Source organism: Cellulomonas sp. P4_H12 (assembly GCF_056400905.1).
In genome coordinates this window covers 343,423-363,851 of the sequence record NZ_JBFUKJ010000001.1, presented here as the reverse complement: position 1 = coordinate 363,851, position 20,429 = coordinate 343,423, and the positions used below count along the sequence as shown (strand labels likewise).

Here is a 20,429-nt window from a genome sequence, read left to right as displayed (position 1 = left end):
CGTGAGGGCACCTGCGCGATCCGCCGCACGAATCAGCATAGGTGGCAGCTCGGTCGGACCATCGCCGTCCCCGACGGCACGACCGAGAGAAGGCACCACCATGCCGGCAGCACCCGTGGTCGACGCAGTCGACCTCGTGAAGACCTACCCCGGCGGCCGCGGCCGACCGGACGTCCAGGCCCTCGACGGCCTCACGCTCAGCATCCCGGGCGGCACCGTGCACGGCCTGCTCGGCCCCAACGGCGCCGGCAAGTCCACGACGACCAAGGTGCTCACCACGCTGGCGCGCGCCACGTCGGGCACCGCGCGCGTCGCGGGTCACGACGTCGTCCGCGACGCCGACGCCGTCCGACGGAGCATCGGCTACGTCTCCCAGGGCACGGGCGCCGACCCGCTGCTCAGCCCGCGCGAGAACCTCGTGATGGCGGCGCGGCTGCGTGGCCTCTCACGGTCCGCCTCGACCGACCGGGCGGCCGCGCTGGTGGACCGGTTCGGGCTGGCGGAGGCCGCCGACCGCGGCGCCGGCAAGCTGTCGGGGGGCACGCGACGCAAGCTCGACGTCGCGCTCGGGCTCGTCGGCACGCCGCAGGTGCTCTTCCTCGACGAGCCGACCACCGGGCTCGACCCCGAGGCGCGCGCCGCGATGTGGGAGGAGATCCGGCGGCTCGCGGGCGAGGACGCGCTCACCGTCGTGCTCACCACGCACTACCTCGAGGAGGCCGACCGCCTGGCCGACGGCCTCACCATCGTCGACCGCGGACGCGTCGTCGCCGCGGGGTCGCCCGAGTCGCTCAAGGCCACGCTCGAGGGCGACACGCTCACGGTCGACCTGGTCGAGCCCGACGCAGCCGTGGTCCGCTCCGTCGCCGCGTCCGTCGCGGTCCTGCGCGACGTGGTCGTGCACGTGGAGGGGCCCACCGGCCGGCTCGTCGCGCGGACCACCGACGGCCCGGCCGTCGTCGGCACCGTCATCGCCGCCCTCCAGGCGGCCGGCGTGCGGCACGGCGCCGTCGCCGTCTCCCGTCCCACCCTCGACGACGTCTACCTGCGGCACGCCGGCCGCTCGTGGACCTCGGCCGACGTCGCCTCGAAGGAGGTCGCCCGATGAGCACGCTCACCGTCACCCGCCCGGTCGCCGCCCCGACCCGCGCCTCCTGGGTCACGCAGACCGCGGAAGTCACGCGCCGCTGGACCGTCGACTCGCTGCGACAGCCGTGGGGCCTCGGGGTCGCCATCATCCAGCCGGTCATCTGGCTGGTGCTGTTCGGCAACGTCTTCTCGGCGGTCGGCACGGTGCCGGGCTTCGGCTCCGACGACTACATGACGTTCCTGGTGCCGGGCATCCTCATGATGACCGTCCTCTACTCGGGCGCCTGGGCGGGCACCGGGTTCATCGACGACATCAACAGCGGCGTCATGGACCGGATGCTCACCTCGCCGGTGTCGCGGTCGTCGCTGGTGGCCGGCCAGCTGGTGCAGCAGCTGCTCATCTGCGTGGTCCAGGGCGTCTGCGTGATCGCGATCGGCGCGCTCGCGGGGGCGCACTACGCCGGCGGGGTCGGCGGCATGGCCGTCGCCATCGGGGCGTCGCTGCTGCTCGCGGCCGCGTTCTGCTCGCTGTCCGCGGCCGTCGCGCTGCTGGCCCGGGACCAGACGGCGCTCATCGGCATCTCGACGATCATCGTGCTGCCGGCGACCTTCATCTCGACCGCGCTGATGCCGGCCACCCTGCTGCCCGAGTGGGTGCAGACCGCTGCCCGCTACAACCCGCTGACCTGGGCGACGGAGATCGCCCGCACGGCGATGTCGGACGCGGTCGACTGGTCGGTGGTGGCCGCCCGCGGCGCCCTGCTGCTGGCCCTCGCGGCGCTGGTCGCGTGGTGGTCGGTCCGCGCGATGCGCACGTATCAGCGCTCCCTGTAGAACCCGCAACGTCCGCACTCGAGAGGGTTCTGACCCGATCGAGTGCGGACGTTGGCGGACTCACCCGCGCGACGTCCGCACTCCGTCGGGCTCTGGGGCCCTCGAGTGCGGACGTTGTGCGTCAGTGGCTGGTGGTGCGGCCGAAGTGGAACTTGGCCGTCGCCGGGCTGCTCGGCCAGCGGCTGGTGACCACCTTCGCGCGCGTGTAGAACCGGACCGCCTCGGGGCCGTAGATGTGGCTCTCGCCGAACAGCGAGTCCTTCCAGCCGCCGAACGAGTGCCAGCCGACCGGCACCGGGATCGGCACGTTGATGCCGATCATGCCGACCGTGACGGCACGCTGGAACGTGCGCGCGGCGTCGCCGGACGACGTGAACAGCGCCGTCCCGTTGCCGTACGGGTTGGCGTTGACCACGGCGATCGCCTCGGCCAGGTCGGCCACGCGGAGCACGACGAGCACCGGACCGAAGATCTCCTCGACGTAGGCGCGCATGTCCGTGGTGACGCCGTCGAGGACGGTGGGGCCGACGAAGAAGCCGCCCTCGTGACCCTCGACCACGTGCCCGCGGCCGTCGACCAGCGCCGACGCCCCGTTGTCGACCGCGTCGGTGACGATCTCCTCGATCCGCAGCTGCGACGCCTTGGTGATGACCGGGCCCATGTCGCTGTCGGGGTCGGTGCCGGGCGCGACCCGCACCTTCTCCGCCGCTGCCTTGAGGCGCTCGAGCAGGGCGTCGGCCACCTCGTCGACCACCACCGCGACCGACACGGCCATGCACCGCTCGCCCGCGGCCCCGAAGGCCGCGCCCGTCAGGTGCGTCGCTGCGAGGTCGAGGTCGGCGTCGGCCAGCACGACGGCGTGGTTCTTGGCGCCGCCGAGGGCCTGGACCCGCTTGCCGTGCGCGGTCGCGGTCGCGTGGACGTACTGGGCGACACGCGTCGAGCCGACGAACGACACCGCGGCGATGTCGGGGTGCGTGAGCAGCCCGTCGACCGCGACCTTGTCGCCCTGCAGCACCGAGAAGACGCCGTCGGGCAGGCCGGCGGCCTTCCACAGCCTCGCGAGCAGCAGCGACGACGACGGGTCCCGCTCCGACGGCTTGAGCACGAACGCGTTGCCGGTCGCGATGGCCATCGGCGCCATCCACAACGGCACCATGGCCGGGAAGTTGAACGGCGTGATGCCGGCGACGACGCCCAGCGGCTCGCGGAACGAGAAGACGTCGACGCCCGTCGCGGCCTGGTCGGTGTACTCGCCCTTGAGCAGGGACGGGATGCCGCACGCGAACTCGACGACCTCGAGCCCGCGACCGACCTCGCCCAGCGAGTCGGCGATGACCTTGCCGTGCTCGGCGGTGATCAGGGCGGCCAGCTCGTCGGTGTGCGCCACCAGCTGCTCGCGGAACGCGAACAGCACGCCGGCCCGCTTGCCGATGGGCTCCTGCGACCAGCTCTCGGCGGCAGTCACGGCCCCGGCGACGACGGCGTCGACGTCGGCCTGCTCGGCGAGCAGCAGCCGGCCGGACACCTCGCCCGTGGCGGGGTTGAGCACGTCCTGGGTCCTGGCCCCGTCGGGCGTGGTCACCTGGCCCCCGACGACGTGGCCGATGAGCGGGACGGTATCGACGAGCGCGGACATCAGAGCCCTCTTTCGTGCCGGATCCGACGGCGTTGCCGGACCTCGCCAATCTAAGTCCGCCGTCAAGAACGAGCCCGACGAATCAGCGCCTCACGACTCGCTCGCCGGAGGCTCGACTCGGTCGGCCAGCGCCGAGAAGGCCATGAACGCCGTCATCGATGCCGTTGGCGACGCTCATGGCCTGCTGAACCGCCGCGGGCGTTCTCAGTCGCGGGCCGTCAGGACCAGGGGGCCGTCCGGGGTGATCGCGACGGTGTGCTCGGCGTGCGCGGCGAGGGAGCCGTCGCCGGTGCGGATGGTCCAGCCGTCCGGGTCGATCGTGTACTCGTCGCCCCCCGCCATGAACCACGGCTCGATGGCGATGACCAGGCCGGGCTTGAGCTTGAGCCCCGTGCCCGCACGGCCGAGGTTCGGCACGTGCGGGTCCTCGTGCATGGTCCGTCCGACGCCGTGGCCGCCGAAGTCGGCGTTGATCCCGTACCCGCCGGCGCGCCCGATCGTGCCGATCGCCGCCGAGATGTCGCCCATGCGCGCGCCCGGCCTGGCCGCCTTGATCCCGGCGTCGAGCGCCCGCTCGGTCGTCTCGATGAGCGCGGTCACCGCGGGGTCCTGGGTGCCGATCTGGAACGTGAGGGCGGAGTCGGCGACCCAGCCCTGCAGCTGCGCGGCGAAGTCGATGCTCAGCACGTCGCCGTCGGCCAGGACGTAGTCGGACGGGAGGCCGTGGAGGGCGGCGTCGTTGACGGAGGTGCACAGCACGCCGGGGTACGGCATGGCACCGAACGAGGGGTGGTAGCCCAGGTAGACGGAGTGCGCGCCGGCCGCGTCGATCATCTGGTGCGCGTGGGTGTCCAGCTGCTTGAGGGTCATCCCCTCGCGGGCGACGTCACGCAAGGAGGACAGCACGCCGGCGACGAACTTGCCGGCCGGACGCATCTGGTTGATCTGAGCGGGGTTCTTGAGGGCCACGGCTCCACCCTGCCACGAGATGGGCAGGCAACAGCCCGTGGGCCGGGCCTCCGAGGAGGCCCTGCCGCGAAGGACGAGGTCGCGGCTCCCACGGGCTGCGGTGACTGCCATGGATTCGCTCGCCGGTCCGGGTGGGCCTGCGGGCAGATCGTCTGTGCAATCCGTCCGAGTGCTTTCGGGCGACTAGCGGACAGTCACCTCACGCGTCCTGGAATAGAACATGTCCTGGACCACCTCCTTCCCGTGTCCGACGACCGTACGTCCGGGATCCGAGCCGCGCAAAGGGGTTTTCCGGCTGGCGAACACGGGAACACCTGGCGACGCTGGAGAGATGATCGCCGCGCTGCACGTGCTGCTGGCCAGCTCCGACCCGGCCGCCGATCGGGCGTTCCTGCGGGACGTGCTCGGGTGGTCGTCGGTCGAGGACGTGACCTCGGGCGACGGGTGGCTGATCTTCGCCCTCCCGCCGACGGAGCTCGGGGTCCATCCGGGCGACAGCGCCGACGGCGCGACGCTGCACCTCATGTGCGAGGACCTGGACGCCGCGCTCGCGGACCTGGCGACGAAGGGCGTCCGGCCCCTCGAACCTCCCCGGACCGCCTCGTACGGCGTCGCGAGCCGGATCCCGCTGCCCAGCGGCGGCTGGCTGCGGTTGTACGAGCCGAGCCACGCGTCGCCGCTCACGGTCTTCGGCGGCCCGGCCGCCCGCGAGCCGAGCACGCGCCACGCCGGCCTGGACTGGGCGCTGTCGACGACCGTGCTCGAGGCGCCCGACGCCAACGCGCTGGCCGACTTCTACCGGCGGCTGCTGGGCTGGCGCGTCGTGGGCGAGGAGCCCGGCTGGGTGGTGCTGCGGCCGCCGGGAGGCGGGACGGGCGTCTCGTTCAGCTCCGACCCGCTCTACCGACCGCCGGTCTGGCCCGCGACCACGAGCCACCAGCAGATGATGGAGCACCTGGACGTCTGGGTGAGCGACGTGGCCAAGGGCGTCGAGCACGCGCTCGGCGAGGGCGCGACGCTGGCCGACTTCCAGCCGCAGGAGCACGTCCGCGTCATGCTCGACCCGGCCGGCCACCCGTTCTGCCTGTTCGCGAGCTAGCCGAGCGGACGCGGCGCCTCGGCCGGAGGCCCCTTGAGCCGGTTCGCGATGTCGATCGTGCGGCGCGCCAGGTGGTCCAGCGCGTCGAGCGCGGCGTCGTCGAGCGGTTGGTCGTTGTCGGCGCCGGTCGCGTGCGAGACGCCGTACGGGTTCCCGTCGACGAACTTCACCGGGTCGGTGTAGCCGGGGGCGACGACGAGCCCGCCGAAGTGCGCGACCATCCGGTAGATCGACAGCAGCGTCGACTCCTGACCTCCGTGCGCGGTCTGCGACGACGTGAACCCGGCGTACACCTTGTCCGCGAGCGCACCCTCGCTCCAGCGCGGGCCGAGCTGGTCGATGAACGCCTGGAACTGGCTGGTCACGTTGCCGAACCGGGTGGGCGAGCCGAAGAGCACCACGTCCGCCCAGACGATGTCCTCGGGATCCGCGACCGGCTCGTCCGCGAGCGCGGCGACATGGTCGGCCCACTCCTGGCGCGACTCGATCGCCTCGCGGGGCGCGGTCTCCCGCACGTGCCGACGGCGCACCGTCGCGCCGGCATCGAGGGCCGCCTTCTCCAGCCGCTCGGCCATCGCCTGGAGGGTGCCCGTGGCGGAGTAGTAGACGATCGCGACGTGGATGCTCATGCCTCGATCGTCACCCTGCGCTCACGTCACCGCGACCGGGCCTGGATCCACTCGGCGAACGTGAGGCGCCCGACGGCGTGGTCCGGGGCGAGGTGGCCACCGCCCCGGAACGCGGTCACGGGCGCGGGGAAGGGCACGGTCCACACGCGCCGGCGGCGACCCGTCGCCGCCAGATAGGTGCGCATCAGCTCGGTCGTGCTGAGCACCTGCGGGCCGCCCATGTCCTCGACGCGCCCCGAGGGTCCCACCGACACCAGCGCCGCCAGCCGTGACGCCACCTCGCGCACGTCGATGGGCTGGTCGTCGACGCCCGCCGGCACGGTGGCGACCGGTCCCCGCGACAGCACGTCCAGCAGGTTCGCGACGAAGTCGTGGAACTGCGTCGTGCGCAGGATGGTCCATGGGACGCCGCCGTCCTCGACGATCTCCTCGACCCGGTGCTTGGCCCTGTAGTACGCGTACGGCACGCGGTCCACGCCGACGATCGAGATGTAGACCAGGTGCGGCACCTGCGCCGAGCGGCACGCGAGCAGCAGCTGCACGGCGGCGTCGAGGTCGTCGTCGGGGCTGCGGGGCGCGCTGGCGCAGTGCACCACGGCGCTGACCTGGTGCAACGCCTCGCGCAGCCCGTGGCCGGTGAGCAGGTCGCCGACCACCCACTCGACCGCGTCCGGGACCGCCGGGGTGCGCTCGTGCCGGCTGAGCACCCGCACCGGTCGGCCGGCGTCGAGCAGCGTGTGGACCAGCGCGCGGCCCAGGGTCCCGGTCCCGCCGGTGACCAGCACCGGGCGTTCGTCGTCGTCCATGCCGGTCATCCTGGCCCAGCAGACGGCCCCGGGTGGCGTGGACCCGGGGCCGGCGCCGTCAGTCGTGCGCGACGAGGAACTGCGTGTACGCGGGCACGGTGAGGAACGTCGGGAAGTCCTCGGCCAGCGCGACCTGCCGGAACAGGTCGGCCGCGTCGTCGAACCGGTCCCCGGGAACGCGAGCCTGCTCGGCCAGGACCTCAGCGAGCACCTGCTCGACCCGCGCGGCGTCGATCCGGGTGCCCTCGGCCGTGACGACCTGCTGGTGCACCCACTGCCACACCTGCGAGCGGGAGATCTCGGCTGTCGCGGCGTCCTCCATGAGGTGGTCGATGGCGACCGCGCCGATGCCCCGCAGCCACGCCTCGAGGTAGCGGACGCCCACGGACACGTTGCCGCGCAGCCCGCCGTCGGTGACGGCACCCGGCTCGCCGCCACCGGCTGAGGGGATGTCGAGCAGGTCGGCGGCCGTCACGTGCACCTCGGAGCGGAGCAGGTGCCGCTGGTCGGTCCGGTCGCCGAACGCCTCGTCGAACACATCGCGCGCCACCGGGACCAGGTCGGGGTGGGCCACCCACGTGCCGTCGTACCCCTGGCCCGCCTCCCGCTGCTTGTCGGCCCTGACCTGCGCGAGCGCCTTCTCCGTGACCTCCGGGTCGCGGCGGTCGGGGATGAACGCGCTCATGCCGCCGATCGCCTGCGCGCCCCGCTTGTGGCAGGTGGCGACGAGGAGCTCGGTGTACGCCTTCATGAACGGGACCGTCATCGTCACCCTGCTCCGGTCGGGCAGGACGAACCGGGGACCGCGAGCGCGGAAGTTTTTGATGACGCTGAAGATGTAGTCCCAGCGGCCGGCGTTGAGCCCCGCGCAGTGGTCGCGCAGCTCGTAGAGGATCTCCTCCATCTCGAAGGCGGCCGTGATGGTCTCGATGAGGACCGTCGCGCGGATGGTGCCGTAGCGCAGGCCCAGGTAGGTCTCGGTGAACCGGAAGACCTCGTCCCAGAGCCGGGCCTCCAGGTGTCCCTCGAGCTTGGGCAGGTAGAGGTACGGGCCGCGGCCGGAGTCGATGAGCGCCTGCGCGTTGTGGAACAGGTAGAGCCCCGCGTCGACCAGGCTCGCCGACGCCGCGCACCGCTGACCTGCGCGATCGGTGAACTCGAGGTGCTTCTCGGTGAGGTGCCAGCCGCGGGGCCGGAAGACGATGGTCGGCGTCGTGTCGCCGACCCGGTACTCCTTGCCCTCGGCGCTCGTGAAGTCGACCTGGCCGCGGATGGCGTCGAACAGGCTGTGCTGGCCGCCGACGACGTTGGCCCACGTCGGGCTCGTCGCGTCCTCCATGTCCGCGAGCCACACCTTCGCGCCGCTGTTCAGCGCGTTGACCGTCATCTTGCGGTCGGTGGGGCCGGTGATCTCGACGCGGCGGTCCTCGAGGCCCGGCCCGGGTCCGGCCACGCGCCAACCCGGGTCGGCCCGGATGCCGGCCGTGAGCGGCAGGAAGTCCGGGTCGGCGCCGTTGCTGAACCGGGTCCGGCGGTGCTGGCGGCCCAGCAGGAGGTCGTGGCGACGGCCGGAGAACCGGACGTGCAGGTCGGCGAGGAAGTCGACGGCCTCGGAGGTGAGGATCTGGTCGGCGCCGGGCACGGCGGGTCCGGTCTGCTGCAGGCCGGGCCGGATCATGGGCGGGGGCAGGGTGATGGTCATGGCAGTGCTCCTGGGTGGTGTGTGGGTTCGGCCGGATCGTCGACGGCGCCCGCTGCGCGCGGCGGCGCCCGGTGCATCGGGCGCCGTCGGTGCGAGGTGGGGCCGTCAGTGGGTGAACTGGGCGGTTTCCGTCGATCCGGCGAGCGCGAGTGTGGCGCTCTCGGGGCTGATCGCGGTGGCGACCCGGTCGAAGTAGCCGGTGCCGACCTCGCGCTGGTGGCGCGTGGCGGTGTAGCCGTCGGACTCGGAGGCGATCTCGGCCTCCTGCAGCTCGACGTACGCGCTCATGCCGCGCTCGGCGTAGCCGCGGGCGAGCGAGAACATCGAGTGGTTCAGGGCGTGGAACCCGGCGAGGGTGATGAACTGGAAGACGTACCCGTGGCCGGCGAGCTCCCGCTGGAAGCGCGCGATCTGCAGGTCGTCCAGCTGCGAGCGCCAGTGGAAGGACGGCGAGCAGTTGTAGGCCAGCAGCTTGCCGGGGAACCGGTCGTGGATCCGCTCGGCGAACTCGATGGCCAGCGCGGCGTCGGGCGTCGACGTCTCCACCCAGATGAGGTCGGAGTGCGGGGCGTACGCCTCCGCCCGAGCCACGACCGGATCGAGGCCCGGGCGGACCCGGTAGTAGCCCTCGGCCGTCCGCTCGCCCGTGAGGAACGGCTCGTCGCGGGGGTCGACGTCGGAGGTCAGCAGGTCCGCGCCGAGGGCGTCGGTGCGCGCGACGACGACGGTCGGCACGCCGGCGACGTCGGCCGCGAGCCGCGCCGCGGACAGCGTCCGCACGTGCTGCGACGTCGGCACCAGCACCTTGCCGCCGAGGTGGCCGCACTTCTTCTCGGCAGCGAGCTGGTCCTCCCAGTGCACGCCCGCCGCGCCCGCCGAGATCATCGAGTGCATGAGCTCGTAGGCGTTCAGCGGCCCGCCGAAGCCGGCCTCGGCGTCGGCCACGATCGGCGCGAGCCACTCGCGGGTGCGTCGGCCGTTCTCGGCGAACTCGATCTGGTCGGCGCGCAGCAGCGCGTTGTTGATCCGCCGGACCACGGCCGGCACCGAGTTGGCGGGGTACAGCGACTGGTCCGGGTACGTCTGGCCGGACAGGTTGGCGTCGGCGGCCACCTGCCAACCGGACAGGTAGATCGCCTCGAGCCCGGCGCGGACCTGCTGCACGGCCTGGTTACCGGTCAGCGCCCCCAGCGCCGGCAGGAGCGTCCGGGAGTGCAGCAGCTCCCAGAGCCGCTCGGCCCCCCTGCGGGCGAGCGTGCTCTCCTCGCGGACGGAGCCGCGGAGGGCGACGACGTCCTCGGCCGTGTGGGAGCGGCGGATGCCGGCCCAGCGCGGGTCGAGGTCCCAGCTCGCCGCGAGCTCGGTCGCGGTCTGCGTCTGGTCGCCGTGCCTGGTGGTGCTCATGGTGTCCTCCGTCATTGGGGCGTTCTTCTCGGCCCTCCGGCCTGACCTCGACTTTCCTCGGGGTTCGGCAGTTCTTTCCGGCCGAATGCTGCAGAAGATCGGCGTTCCTTCTCCTGGACAGAAGCACAGACGCCGGGCGAGGCTGAACCGCATGACGACGACGGCCAACGGCGGCCTCGACACGCTGGTGCTGGGACGACGGATCCGACACCTGCGCACGGGCCGGAACATGACGCTCGACGACCTCGGCACGGCCATCGGCCGCGCGCCCTCGCAGGTGTCCATGCTGGAGAACGGTCACCGCGAGCCCAAGCTCTCGCTGCTCGCCCAGGTGGCCGAGGCGCTCGACGTCCCGCTGTCCGAGCTGCTGCGCACCGAGCCGCCCACCCGGCGGGCCGCCCTGGAGGTCGAGCTCGAGCGGGCACAGCGCGGTCCGCTCTTCGCGTCGCTCGGCGTCTCACCGGTCAAGGTCGGGCGGTCGCTGCCCGCCGACGCCCTCGAGGCGCTGGTCCGCCTGCAGGCCGAGATCCAGCGCCTGCTCACGGAGAACGCGGCGACTCCCGAGGAGGCCCGCCGCGCCAACGCCGAGCTGCGGATCCGGATGCGCGCGCAGGACAACTACTTCCCCGAGCTCGAGGACCACGCCCGCACCCTGCTCGGCGCGATCGACCACCCGGGTGGCCCCCTCTCGCAGCGCGCCACGGCCGACATCGCCGCGCACCTGGGCTTCGCGCTGCACTACGTGCCGGACCTGCCGCACTCCACCCGGTCGGTCACCGACCTCGCGAACGGCCGCATCTACCTGCCGCAGGGCAACCCCGGGACGAGCGACGCCCGCTCACCGCTCCTGCAGGCCATCGCCAGCCACGTCCTCGGCCACGCCGAGCCCAAGGACTACGGCGACTTCCTGCGCCAGCGCGTCGAGTCGAACTACCTCGCCGCGGCGCTGATGCTCCCCGAGGACGGCGCCGTCCCGTTCCTGCAGGAGGCGAAGGCCGAGCGCCGGCTCTCGGTGGAGGACCTTCGCGACGCCTTCGCGGTGCCCTACGAGACCGCCGCGCACCGGTTCACCAACCTGGCCACCCGCCACCTCGGCATCCCGGTGCACTTCATGAAGGTCCACGAGGGCGGCACGCTGCACAAAGCCTACGAGAACGACGGCGTCAAGTTCCCCGCCGACCCGCTCGGCGCCATCGAGGGGCAGCCCGTCTGCCGGCAGTGGACCGCGCGGGTGGTGTTCACGCTGCCCGACCGGTTCTCGCCGTACTACCAGTACACCGACACGTCGTCGGGAACCTACTGGTGCACGTCCCGCGTGCAGCCGTCGTCGCAGGGGGCGTTCTCCGTGTCGGTCGGGGTGCCGTTCGCGCACGTCCGCTGGTTCCGCGGCCGCGAGACGACCGAGCGCGCGGCCTCGAGGTGCCCCGACCCGATGTGCTGCCGGCAGCCCCCGACGGAGCTGGCCGAGCGCTGGTCCGACAAGTCGTGGCCGAGCGCCCGCCCGCACGCGTCGTTGCTGGCCGCACTTCCCGTGGGCGTCTTTCCCGGCGTCGACACCACCGAGGTGTACCGCTTCCTGGACCGGCACGCTCCGCACGAGTGACACCCGCGGATGACGACGGACGCAGCTCGTGAATCTCCCCGCCGAGGGGAGCTCAGGCCGATCGCGGGCGCCAGCCGCGCGACCTGACCGTCACTCGCAGGCGATCCCGTCGCCGTCGCGGTCGAGCTTGCTGCTGTAGCCGGGCTGACCCGCGTAGATCGGGTCGGCCCCTGCGGCACGGACCGCGTCGCAGTTCTTGTAGTAGGTGGACCCGCCCGACGACGCGGCGGGCGCCTTGGTGGTCGTCTCCGCGGCGACGCGCGCGGCCTCCGCGTCCGCGGCCGCCTTCGCCTGACGCGCCGCCTCGTCCGCGGCCGCCTGGGCAGCGGCGGCCTCGGCAGCGACGCGCGCCGTCTCGGCAGCGACGCGCTCGGCCTCGGCGGCAACCCGCTCCGCCTCGATGCGCTGTTCTTCCTGACCGCGAACCTGCTGGACCGCCGCCGTGGCGCCGCCGAGGCGGTCGTTGACGGCGCTCGTCCGGCTCCGCAGCTGCGAGACCATCGCCTCCGGGTAGCGGTCGGACGCCTCCCCGTCGAGCAGGGCTGCGAGCGCCGAGCCCGTCGCCACGGCGGCCGTGACCGCGGCACCGCGTCGGTCGACCTCGTCGAGACCCGCGCCGGCGACGAGCGTCCCCGCCGCATCGGCGGCCTCGGCCCCGGCCTCCTCGAGTGCGGCCACCTGAGCCGGGACCGTGCAGTCCGCGTCGGTGCCGAACAGGCCGGCACCCGCCTCGACCGCTTCGTCGCGGGCGGCGACGACCTCGTCGGAGATCGGTCCCGCCGCGTCGACGGCGACGTTGCCGAGCCCGCGCCGTACCAGCTCGGCATTGATCAGCAGGTCGTCGGCGTAGACCGCAGCCACGACGTCGTCCGTGCCGTCCGCCGCGTCGACCGGCTCGAGACGGATGTCCGCCCCCGCCGGGAGGAGGGCGCCGAGCGCGTCCGCCGACTCGCCGCCGAGGCACTCGTCCGCACCCGGTGAGTCGACCCCGAGCAGCCGGACAGCGACCGTGTCGCCGGCCTGCTTCACGTGGATGGTCTGGCCGTCGACCACGTCGACGACCGTTGCGGCGCCGGGGTCCTCGGCGGATCCGCAGGAGGCCACGGCGCCCGCGACGAGGAGACCGAGCAGGGCGGTGGCGAGCGGACGCCGGAGGCGGCGGTCAGAGGACATGCCCGGACATCGGCAGCCTCCAGCGTCGCCTCGACCGGCAGGCCTGTGTTTCCCTCGTCCGCCTGCCCGACAGCGACCTACCGCGGGGGCTCCCACCGCTGGAGCGCTGTCGCTGCCCGGGCGGAGGCACCGTCGGGCATGACCCGCAGCAGCAGGTCGCGCGCCGCGGCCGCGGGTCCCCACTCGAGCTGCGCCACGCGTCCGACCGCACGGGCCTGCCGCGCCACGGCTTGCGTGCGCGGGCGCCGCAGCTGGTCGTACCGGCCGAGCGCGGCACGGAGGTCGCCGTCCGCCAGCACCGTGAGTGTCGCGGCGTCCTCGAGCGCCTGCCCGCCGCCCTGGCCGACGTCCGGCGTCATGGCGTGCGCGGCGTCGCCGAGCAGCGCGACCCGGCCCTGGACGAACGACGGCAGGCGGCGGTCGAGGTCGTGGATGTCGTGCCGCAGGACGCTCGCCGGGTCCGTGCCGGCGACGAGCGCGGGGATGGGTGCGTGCCAGGAGGCGAACCGGCGACGGACCTCGGCGTGCTCGTCGGCGAACCGCGTGCCGGCCGGCAGGCTGGCCACCGCGAACCAGTACACGCGCCCGTCGCGCAGCGGCACGTACCCGAAGCGCTCGCCCCGACCCCACGTCTCGCCCGCGCTGCCGAGCACGTCCACCGGCGCCGACGTGACCCCGCGCCATGCCGTGTAGCCGGCGTAGCGGGGCCGCGCGCCGCGGACGAACGTGCCGCGGACCGCGCTGCGCAGCCCGTCGGCACCCACCACCAGGTCTGCGCCGGTGCGGCCGCCCGAACGGTCGACCACCGTGCCGCGGGCGTGCTCGACACCGGTGACCTCGACACCCGTGCGGACGACGCCCTCGGGGAGAGCGTCGAGCAGCACGCGCTGCAGGTCCTGGCGATGGACCACCGCGAGGTCGTCGACCGTGCCCGTCGGCACGCGGACCAGCCATCGACCGGACGGCTGGCGCTGCCCCGTCTGCACGGAGGGGTCGTACGGCGCGGCGAGGCCCCGGACCTCGTCGGCGAGCCCGAGCACGCCGAGCGCGGCCAACCCGTTGCCGAACAGGGAGATGCCGGCGCCCACGGCCGACACGTCCGCGCTGCGCTCGAGCACCGTCACCTCGTGCCCCCGACGGTGGAGACCCACCGCCACCGCAAGACCACCGATGCCCGCGCCGACCACCGTGACCCGCATGCGCCCAGGATGCCGGACCGTCGCGGACGCGGTCGAGCGTCGTGTCGCAGCCTGACGCCTTGTCGAGCCGTCTGCTGGACTGTCCCCGGAACGGTCGCGATCCGCCCGCGAGAGAGGATGTTCGATGATCGAGGTGCCCCCGGAGATCGCCGCGAGCACCCTCGACCAGCTCGACCCGCCCGCGTGGAGACCCGCACCGCAGGACGCCAGCAGCCTGGTCCGGCGCGTGCACGCCCTGCGGACGGTGCCGCTCTCCGAGCTCGGCATCGACGACCTGCGCGTGCTCGTCGCGCAGGACGTCGCCCGGGAGACGCTGGTCCCGATCGCCGTGGACATGCTGCGGGGCCGACCGCTGCTCGAGGGCGACCTGTACCCCGGCGACCTGCTGCTCGTGGTCCTGCGCGTGCCGGAGGCGCACTGGTCGGCCCATCCGGAGCAGCTGGCGGCGCTGCGTGAGTGCCTGGCCCGGCTCGATCAGGAGGACCCCGCGTATCCGGTCCTTGGCGACGACGAGCTCGAGACGGCGGTGGCCCGAGCGCGCTCCTGGTGACGCGCTAGGCGACGGCCGTGCGGCTCCGCTGGTCGAGCTGGGCGAGGGCGGCCGCGAGCCCGAGCCGCGCGGCGAGGACGTCGACCCGCGCGAGACCCTCGCGCCCGTGCATGCGGTGGGCGGCGACCAGCGCGGGCATGAGGTCGTCGTGCGGGACCGGCACGGTCGCCGCGAGCAGGGTCTCCGTGCCCTCGGTGACGACGTAGGACATGGCGGGTCCGAACTCGTCCGCGGGCCCGACCCGGAAGCGGACCGCTCCGACCTCGACGGGCGCGGGGAGGGCCTGGCCGCGCACGTGCCCGATCTCGAGCAGTGCGCGGATCGCGGAGGCGCCGTCGGCGTCGAGACCTGCCGAGGCGTCCAGCGAGTCGAGGTCCGCGAGCACGACGCAACCCTCCGTGGGTGCGTCGGACCCGGGGTGCCACGAGGCGTCGACCTCGAGGGCCAGGAATCCCCCGCTCACCGAGAACGCGTCCCGGATCAGCGCGGCCCGCTCGTCGGCGGACAGGCCGCGCATGGGGTGACGACGGGTGGTGCCGGTCGAGCCGCACGAGCACGAGAGAGTGATCATGCGACCAGGGTGCCTCGGACCACTGACACTCTGCGGGACGCGCGCCTACAGGTGTCCGGCCGCCCCGCCGGCGCCGCCGATCTTTCCGGCGTTCAGCGCGCCGCGCGTCACGCGTGCGGCCAGCGGCGACGTGCGCGCCGACCCCCCGGCGGCCACGTGGTCGGCCTGCGCGCGCAGGTCTGCGGCCACCCGGGCCCCGCCGGCCGCCTCGTGCGCGACGACCACGTCGGCGAGCGTCCGGAGCAGGTCGGCCGGCAGCGACCGCTCGACGTAGTCGCTGAGGAGCAGGACCTGGACGAGGACGGCGCGCCCGCCCTGCGGCTGCGCGGCGAGCAGCAGGCCGCCCGCGCGGTTGGTGACGAGGCGGACGTTCGTCGTCGGACCCAGAGCGACGCGGCGCCGCAGGAACCAGAGCCGGGAGCTCTCGATCGCACCGCCCTCCACGTCGACGGAGCGGGTGTCCGAGAGGCCGAACGCCACCCCGAGGGCGAGCAGCACCAGGACGACCGCGGCCGCCCACCGGTTCTGCGGCTGCGTCACGGCCAGGTACCCGACGACCGCCAGGGTCACCAGGACGGTCGTCCCCAGCCAGACCAGCGCCGAGCGCGTGGTCAGCCGCGGGATCCGCACCGATCCGCTCATCGCACCGCCTGGGCTGCCCGGGCGACCACCAGGGACACCTCGCCGCGGAGCCTGGACGTGAGCGCCTCGGCCGTGGTGGGCGTCGCGATGAGCGCGTCGCCGGAGCCCTCGTGCGCCTCCACCACCCACGCGCCCGACGGCCCGGTGAACAGCCCCAGCAGCGGGGCGTGGTCGTCACCGGCCCAGCGGACCACCACGTCGGAGCGCAGCAGCGCGGTGCCGAGGCGCTCGGCGATCTCGAGCGGGGGCTCGGTCGCGCCGGGGTCGAGCTCGATGGCCTCTCCCGACCCGTCGCCGGTCTCCGGGTGCAGGACGGCGCCGACGACGAGCGCGGGGAGCTGGTCGGCCGTCGCCAGCGCGAACCGGTGCATGCCGTCCGTGCCGACCTCCTCGAGCAGCACGACCTCCTCGACCACGTGGGCGTACCAGAAGTCCTGGTGGGCGACGCTGGTGCGCGCCACGGCAACGACGGCAGAGGCCGCAGCGCGCAGCGTGACGATCGAGAGCACGTCCTGGCGCACCTGCAGCTCGACGCCCGGCTCGCCGATCGCGTCCACCCGGGCCTGCGGGGTGGGCGGGTCGACGATGCCGCGCGCGACGAGCCCGCGGTAGGCCGTGCGCAGGGCGACCTCGCGCTCGGCGTCGTCGAAGCGCGCGGCGAACGGCGTGACGACGAGGCCGCCGTCGCCCGCGAGGACCGCCAGCTCCTCGTCGGTCAGCACGGCCACGGGCACGGTCGTCGGCTCGGTCATCGGCTCGCTCTCGGGAGAAGTCGTCACAGGAATCCGAGGGACACGACGTGCAGCGCGCCCTTGCCCACGTCGGCGACGGCGTCGCCGGCGTCGTCCAGGCGGTCGCCGGCCCAGTGCGTCGCGTCCGAGACGGCACCGGTCGTCGCGTTCCACGCCGTCGAGGCGCCGTCGGCGATGTGCCCGCCGACGGACTGGAAGAAGTCGCCGATCGCCTCGCGGTTGTCGTACACGAGGTTGCCCAGGCTCCACGCGCCATACGCGAGGACCGCGGCGCCGGCGATGCCCAGTCCGACCGGCCCCAGCGCGATGAGGCCCGCGCCCGAGGCGAGGAGCGCGCCCGCCCCGATCGCGCCCGCGGCACCGAACCCGCGCGTGGCCCAGCCGCGGCCGCCCTCGTAGCCACCGCCGGTGACGGCGTCGATGCCGCCGGTCAGGACGGTGAGCGGCAGGAACGCCTTGCCGACGGCGGTCGCCGCCTTCGCGCCCATGACGAACCGGAGGATGCCGCCGTTGCTGGCGCCCTTCGAGAAGATGTCGAGCATCTCGTCGGCCTTGGCAAAGTTCTTCACCATGGTGCCGTAGTCGGTGATCGGCGCGAACGAGGCCTTGAGGAACGACAGGTAGGCGCTGCCCTTCGTGGCCGTCCCGATGCCCTTCTTGATCATCATCGCGAGGGCCACGCCGCCGGCGCCGACGCTGCCGAGCGCGCCGACCAGGTCGTGGCTGTCCATGGCGCGCTGCAGGTAGGCCTGCACCGCCGACTCCAGCGTCTGCGGCACCTCGACCTTGGCCAGGCTCTCGGCCACGTGCTGGTCGGCGACGGCGACCACCGCGAGCGCGGTGCCGATCTGCGCGGCGTGGTCCTGGGCGGCGCTGTTCAGCTTGCGCTGCTCGGCGTCGCGGGCCGCGGCCGCGCCCGTGGGGTCGCCGGGCTCCGTCATCACGGGCGGCAGCGTGCGCGGGGTGACCGCGCCGTTCGGGGCCACGGTGAAGCCCTCGCCCTGGATGCTCGCCACCGTGGAGAGGAGGGCGCTGCGCGCGGCGCCGAGGTCGGACGCCCCGGTCTGGAGGGCGGCGCGCGCGTGCTCGAGCGCGTCCGCGAGCGCGAAGCCCGTCGTCGCCTCCTTGGCCATGCGGTCCGCGGCAGCGTCGGCCGCGGTGCCGTGCCAGACGGCGGTGAGCTTGGTGACGGCGGCCTTGGCGGCCTTGACCTCGGCGTCCACGGCCTCGTGCGCCTTGCAGACGCCGATCGCCGCCTCCGCGAGCGCCTCGGGTCGCCACGCCCGGACGGCGTCGATGGTGAGGGTCGTCGTCATCGTGCCTGCCCCACCGCGCCGAACCGCCGCTGCACGCCGGCGTCGGTGCGGCGGTAGGACGCCGCCGTCCCGGTGGCGCTGGCCGCCATGCCGCGCACGTTGTCGCCCATGACCTGGACGGCCGCACCCACCCGCGTGGACACCCACACGGCGGCCTCGGCCGTCTGCGTGCCGGGCAGCGCCTCTGCGATCGGGGCGAACGGCCCGGCCACGTCGGCGGCCTGCAGGCCGGCGGCGGCGGACTCGAGCTCGCCGGCGGCGGTGTCGAGGGCGGCGATGTCCACGGAGACGCTCATACGGCGGTCCTTTCGTCTCTCACTGCAGTCCGAGCTTGGCGATCCGATCCAGGCCACCTGCGATCTTGCCCGCCAGCGGCGACGCCTGCACGGGACCGCCGTCGTGCTGCAGGTAGCGGACCTGCGCCTGCAGCAGGGCCAGCGCCTGGTCGGCCCCGGCCGGGCGGCGGCGTTCCACCTCGACGATCAGGGCACGGACGAGCTCGAGCGGCTGACCGACGGCCGCCGTCCCCGTCACCTCCAGCAACGGGACCGCCGCGGAGCGCCACCCGTTCGCCCGCTCGACCACCAGGTCCACGCCGTTCTTGCGACCCGAGACGTCGACGCGCGCGCGGCCGTCGACGACGACCGGCTTGTGCCGCCAGGACCGGGCGGCCGGCGTGAGGAGCCCGGTCGCGACGTCCCACCGGGCGGCCTCGGCGCCGCGGGCGGTCGGGTCGAGCGACGGGAAGACGAGCACGTCCGGCTGGCTGGCCTCGACCACGGTGTCCTCCTGCATCGTCGGCTCGAGCACGGGTAGCTGGGCAAGGAGACTAGCCGTCAGCCCGTCAGCGCCAGGAACTGGTGCACGAACGCGATGGCCATGCCGCCCTCGCCCACGCCGGCCGCCACGCGCTTGACGGAGCCGGACCGCACGTCGCCGGCCGCGAAGATGCCGGGCACCGTGGTCTCGAGCGCGAACGGTTCCCGCGCCTGGGCCCACCCTCCGGCCGCGCGGGCGGCGGGGCCGGTGAGCACGTACCCGTGGTCGTCGCGGGCCACCTCGGGCGGCAGCCACCCGGTGACCGCGTCGGCGCCGATCATCACGAACAGCACCTCGACCGGCCGCACGTCGACCGACCCGGTGCGCCGGTCGACCACCTCGATCTGCTCCAGGTCGTCCTGACCGTGCAGGGCCACCACCTCCGACCGGGTCTGCACGGTGATCCGCCCGTTCGAGGCGATCTGCTCGATCAGGTACTGCGACATGCTCGCGGCCAACGACTCGCCGCGCACCACCAGCGTCACGCTGCGCGCGTGCCGCGAGAAGAACAGGGCCGCCTGACCTGCGGAGTTGCCGGCGCCGATGATGACGACGTCCTGGCCGTGCGCGAGACCCGCGTCGCTGCGGGCGGCCCCGTAGTACACGCCCTTGCCGACGAAGCGGTCGACGGCCTCGAGCTCGACGTGCCGCCACTCGACCCCGGACGTGAGCAGGACGACCTGGGCGCCGATCCGCGCGCCGTCGTCGAGCGTCAGCGTGCGCGTGCCCGGTTCGACGGCGTCGACCCGGCGGGTCACCACGATCTCCGCGCCCAGCCTCGTCGCCTGGCGCAGCGCCTTGCTGGCGAGCTCGTCGCCCGAGACGCCGAACGGGAAGCCCGTGTAGTTCTCGATCCGCGTCGAGGTGCCTGCCTGGCCGCCCGGCGCGAACTTCTCGACGACGAGCGTGCGCAGACCCTCCGCCGCGCCGTTGACCGCAGCGGTGAGGCCGGTGGGACCGCCGCCGACGATGACGACGTCGTACTCCTCCCGCGCCGGCGCCACGGCCAGCCCACCCGCGACCGCGATCTCGCGCATCGTCGGCTCCACCAGGGTCGTGCCGTCGGCCAGCTGCACGACGACCGCCGTCGCGTCCGGGCTGTTCACGGTGTCGAACGAGAGCCGGTTGCGATGCAGGAAGGTGCGCACCTCGTGCACCCGCGGGTCGACGAGCGGGCCGACGACCACCATGTCGGGCGTCGGGGTCTCGGACGCGATCTCCTTGAGCCCCTCCATCCGGCCCTTGGCCAGCGCTCCGACCCGCTCCACCACCTGCGGCGCCATGGCGGCGAGCGTGAAGAACGTGCCCACCTCCACCTTGAGCACCCGCGACGGCTCGACCGCCACGCAGCTGGCCGGCATGGCCATGCTGAGCATCACGGGCACCTCGCCGTACAGCTCGCCCGGACCCCGCGGCCCGATGACCCGCTCGACCCCGTTGATCTCCTTGGTGAGGTCGACCTGGCCCTCGATCACGACGAAGAGCGCGCGGTCGTCGCCCTCGTGGACCGCGTACTCACCCGGCAGCAGCGCGATGTCCTCGACCGCCCGGGCAAGGAAGTCCAGCTGCTCGGGCGCCAGGTCGGCGAAGAGCGGGACCGCGCGGAGCTCGACGTCGCTGATCACCGACGGCG

The 20,429-nt window shown here is 73.7% G+C and carries 20 protein-coding genes; 5 read left to right on the top strand and 15 right to left on the bottom strand.

The features are described from left to right. Window positions 1-100: 100 nt before the first annotated feature. Together AC1DQC_RS01800 and AC1DQC_RS01795 are read left to right on the top strand one after the other, a co-directional pair. On the top strand, window positions 101-1,108 hold the full coding sequence (locus tag AC1DQC_RS01800) for an ABC transporter ATP-binding protein (RefSeq protein ID WP_477049513.1): 1,008 nt from the start codon (window positions 101-103) through the stop codon (window positions 1,106-1,108). Then, entirely contained in the window at window positions 1,105-1,923 is an 819-nt protein-coding gene (locus tag AC1DQC_RS01795; protein WP_477049512.1) for an ABC transporter permease, read from the top strand. Before AC1DQC_RS01800 ends, AC1DQC_RS01795 begins: the two co-directional genes overlap by 4 nt. 121 nt (window positions 1,924-2,044) lie before the next feature. On the opposite strand, the gene AC1DQC_RS01790 is transcribed toward AC1DQC_RS01795, so the two are convergent. Together AC1DQC_RS01790 and map are read right to left on the bottom strand one after the other, a co-directional pair. Next, complete coding sequence (locus AC1DQC_RS01790; RefSeq protein ID WP_477049511.1) at window positions 2,045-3,562, bottom strand: CoA-acylating methylmalonate-semialdehyde dehydrogenase; 1,518 nt, start codon at window positions 3,560-3,562, stop codon at window positions 2,045-2,047. A 204-nt stretch (window positions 3,563-3,766) separates the two neighbouring features. After that, complete coding sequence (map, locus tag AC1DQC_RS01785; RefSeq protein ID WP_477049510.1) at window positions 3,767-4,531, bottom strand: type I methionyl aminopeptidase; 765 nt, start codon at window positions 4,529-4,531, stop codon at window positions 3,767-3,769. A gap of 331 nt (window positions 4,532-4,862) precedes the next feature. Here map and AC1DQC_RS01780 point away from each other — a divergent pair, with 331 nt between their 5' ends. Then, a complete protein-coding gene (locus AC1DQC_RS01780; protein ID WP_477049509.1) occupies window positions 4,863-5,630 on the top strand; it encodes a VOC family protein in 768 nt (255 codons plus the stop codon). On the opposite strand, the gene AC1DQC_RS01775 is transcribed toward AC1DQC_RS01780, so the two are convergent. From AC1DQC_RS01775 to aceA, 4 genes are all read right to left on the bottom strand, one after another. Continuing rightward, window positions 5,627-6,259 carry an NAD(P)H-dependent oxidoreductase gene (locus AC1DQC_RS01775; protein ID WP_477049508.1) on the bottom strand — a complete coding sequence of 211 codons (633 nt, stop codon included), beginning with the start codon at window positions 6,257-6,259 and terminating at the stop codon, window positions 5,627-5,629. The two genes, AC1DQC_RS01780 and AC1DQC_RS01775, sit on opposite strands and share 4 nt — an antisense overlap. A gap of 26 nt (window positions 6,260-6,285) precedes the next feature. Continuing rightward, entirely contained in the window at window positions 6,286-7,065 is a 780-nt protein-coding gene (locus tag AC1DQC_RS01770; RefSeq protein ID WP_477049507.1) for an SDR family oxidoreductase, read from the bottom strand. Window positions 7,066-7,123: 58 nt separating this feature from the next. Beyond that, a complete protein-coding gene (aceB, locus tag AC1DQC_RS01765; protein WP_477049506.1) occupies window positions 7,124-8,767 on the bottom strand; it encodes a malate synthase A in 1,644 nt (547 codons plus the stop codon). Between the two features lie 105 nt (window positions 8,768-8,872). Continuing rightward, complete coding sequence (aceA, locus tag AC1DQC_RS01760; protein ID WP_477049505.1) at window positions 8,873-10,171, bottom strand: isocitrate lyase; 1,299 nt, start codon at window positions 10,169-10,171, stop codon at window positions 8,873-8,875. A gap of 151 nt (window positions 10,172-10,322) precedes the next feature. Here aceA and AC1DQC_RS01755 point away from each other — a divergent pair, with 151 nt between their 5' ends. Continuing rightward, window positions 10,323-11,774 carry a helix-turn-helix domain-containing protein gene (locus tag AC1DQC_RS01755; RefSeq protein ID WP_477049504.1) on the top strand — a complete coding sequence of 484 codons (1,452 nt, stop codon included), beginning with the start codon at window positions 10,323-10,325 and terminating at the stop codon, window positions 11,772-11,774. Window positions 11,775-11,864: 90 nt separating this feature from the next. On the opposite strand, the gene AC1DQC_RS01750 is transcribed toward AC1DQC_RS01755, so the two are convergent. Beyond that, window positions 11,865-12,947 carry an excalibur calcium-binding domain-containing protein gene (locus AC1DQC_RS01750; RefSeq protein ID WP_477049503.1) on the bottom strand — a complete coding sequence of 361 codons (1,083 nt, stop codon included), beginning with the start codon at window positions 12,945-12,947 and terminating at the stop codon, window positions 11,865-11,867. Between the two features lie 77 nt (window positions 12,948-13,024). Then, window positions 13,025-14,146 (bottom strand): FAD-dependent monooxygenase, encoded by a 1,122-nt coding sequence (locus tag AC1DQC_RS01745; RefSeq protein WP_477049502.1) that lies wholly within the window; start codon window positions 14,144-14,146, stop codon window positions 13,025-13,027. 124 nt (window positions 14,147-14,270) lie between these two features. Between AC1DQC_RS01745 and AC1DQC_RS01740 the strand changes: the two genes are divergently transcribed. Continuing rightward, window positions 14,271-14,696, top strand: a complete 426-nt coding sequence (locus AC1DQC_RS01740) for a contact-dependent growth inhibition system immunity protein (protein ID WP_477049501.1) — start codon at window positions 14,271-14,273, stop codon at window positions 14,694-14,696. A gap of 4 nt (window positions 14,697-14,700) precedes the next feature. Here AC1DQC_RS01740 and AC1DQC_RS01735 read toward each other — a convergent pair whose 3' ends face one another. The 7 genes from AC1DQC_RS01735 to AC1DQC_RS01705 are packed head-to-tail and all read right to left on the bottom strand — an operon-like array spanning window position 14,701 to window position 20,421. Next, window positions 14,701-15,267: a hypothetical protein gene (locus AC1DQC_RS01735; RefSeq protein ID WP_477049500.1), complete on the bottom strand. Its 567-nt coding sequence runs from the start codon at window positions 15,265-15,267 to the stop codon at window positions 14,701-14,703. Between the two features lie 45 nt (window positions 15,268-15,312). Next, on the bottom strand, window positions 15,313-15,909 hold the full coding sequence (locus tag AC1DQC_RS01730) for a hypothetical protein (RefSeq protein WP_477049499.1): 597 nt from the start codon (window positions 15,907-15,909) through the stop codon (window positions 15,313-15,315). Beyond that, the gene (locus AC1DQC_RS01725) at window positions 15,906-16,661 is read right to left on the bottom strand and encodes a hypothetical protein (RefSeq protein WP_477049498.1); all 756 of its coding nucleotides are present in this window, start codon (window positions 16,659-16,661) and stop codon (window positions 15,906-15,908) included. Before AC1DQC_RS01725 ends, AC1DQC_RS01730 begins: the two co-directional genes overlap by 4 nt. 23 nt (window positions 16,662-16,684) lie before the next feature. Beyond that, a complete protein-coding gene (locus AC1DQC_RS01720; RefSeq protein ID WP_477049497.1) occupies window positions 16,685-17,977 on the bottom strand; it encodes a hypothetical protein in 1,293 nt (430 codons plus the stop codon). After that, entirely contained in the window at window positions 17,974-18,273 is a 300-nt protein-coding gene (locus AC1DQC_RS01715; RefSeq protein WP_477049496.1) for a hypothetical protein, read from the bottom strand. The genes AC1DQC_RS01720 and AC1DQC_RS01715 overlap by 4 nt, the downstream gene beginning before the upstream one ends. Window positions 18,274-18,292: 19 nt before the next feature. Then, complete coding sequence (locus AC1DQC_RS01710) at window positions 18,293-18,787, bottom strand: hypothetical protein (protein ID WP_477049495.1); 495 nt, start codon at window positions 18,785-18,787, stop codon at window positions 18,293-18,295. Window positions 18,788-18,813: 26 nt separating this feature from the next. Then, window positions 18,814-20,421: an FAD-dependent oxidoreductase gene (locus tag AC1DQC_RS01705; RefSeq protein ID WP_477049494.1), complete on the bottom strand. Its 1,608-nt coding sequence runs from the start codon at window positions 20,419-20,421 to the stop codon at window positions 18,814-18,816. Window positions 20,422-20,429 lie beyond the last annotated feature (8 nt).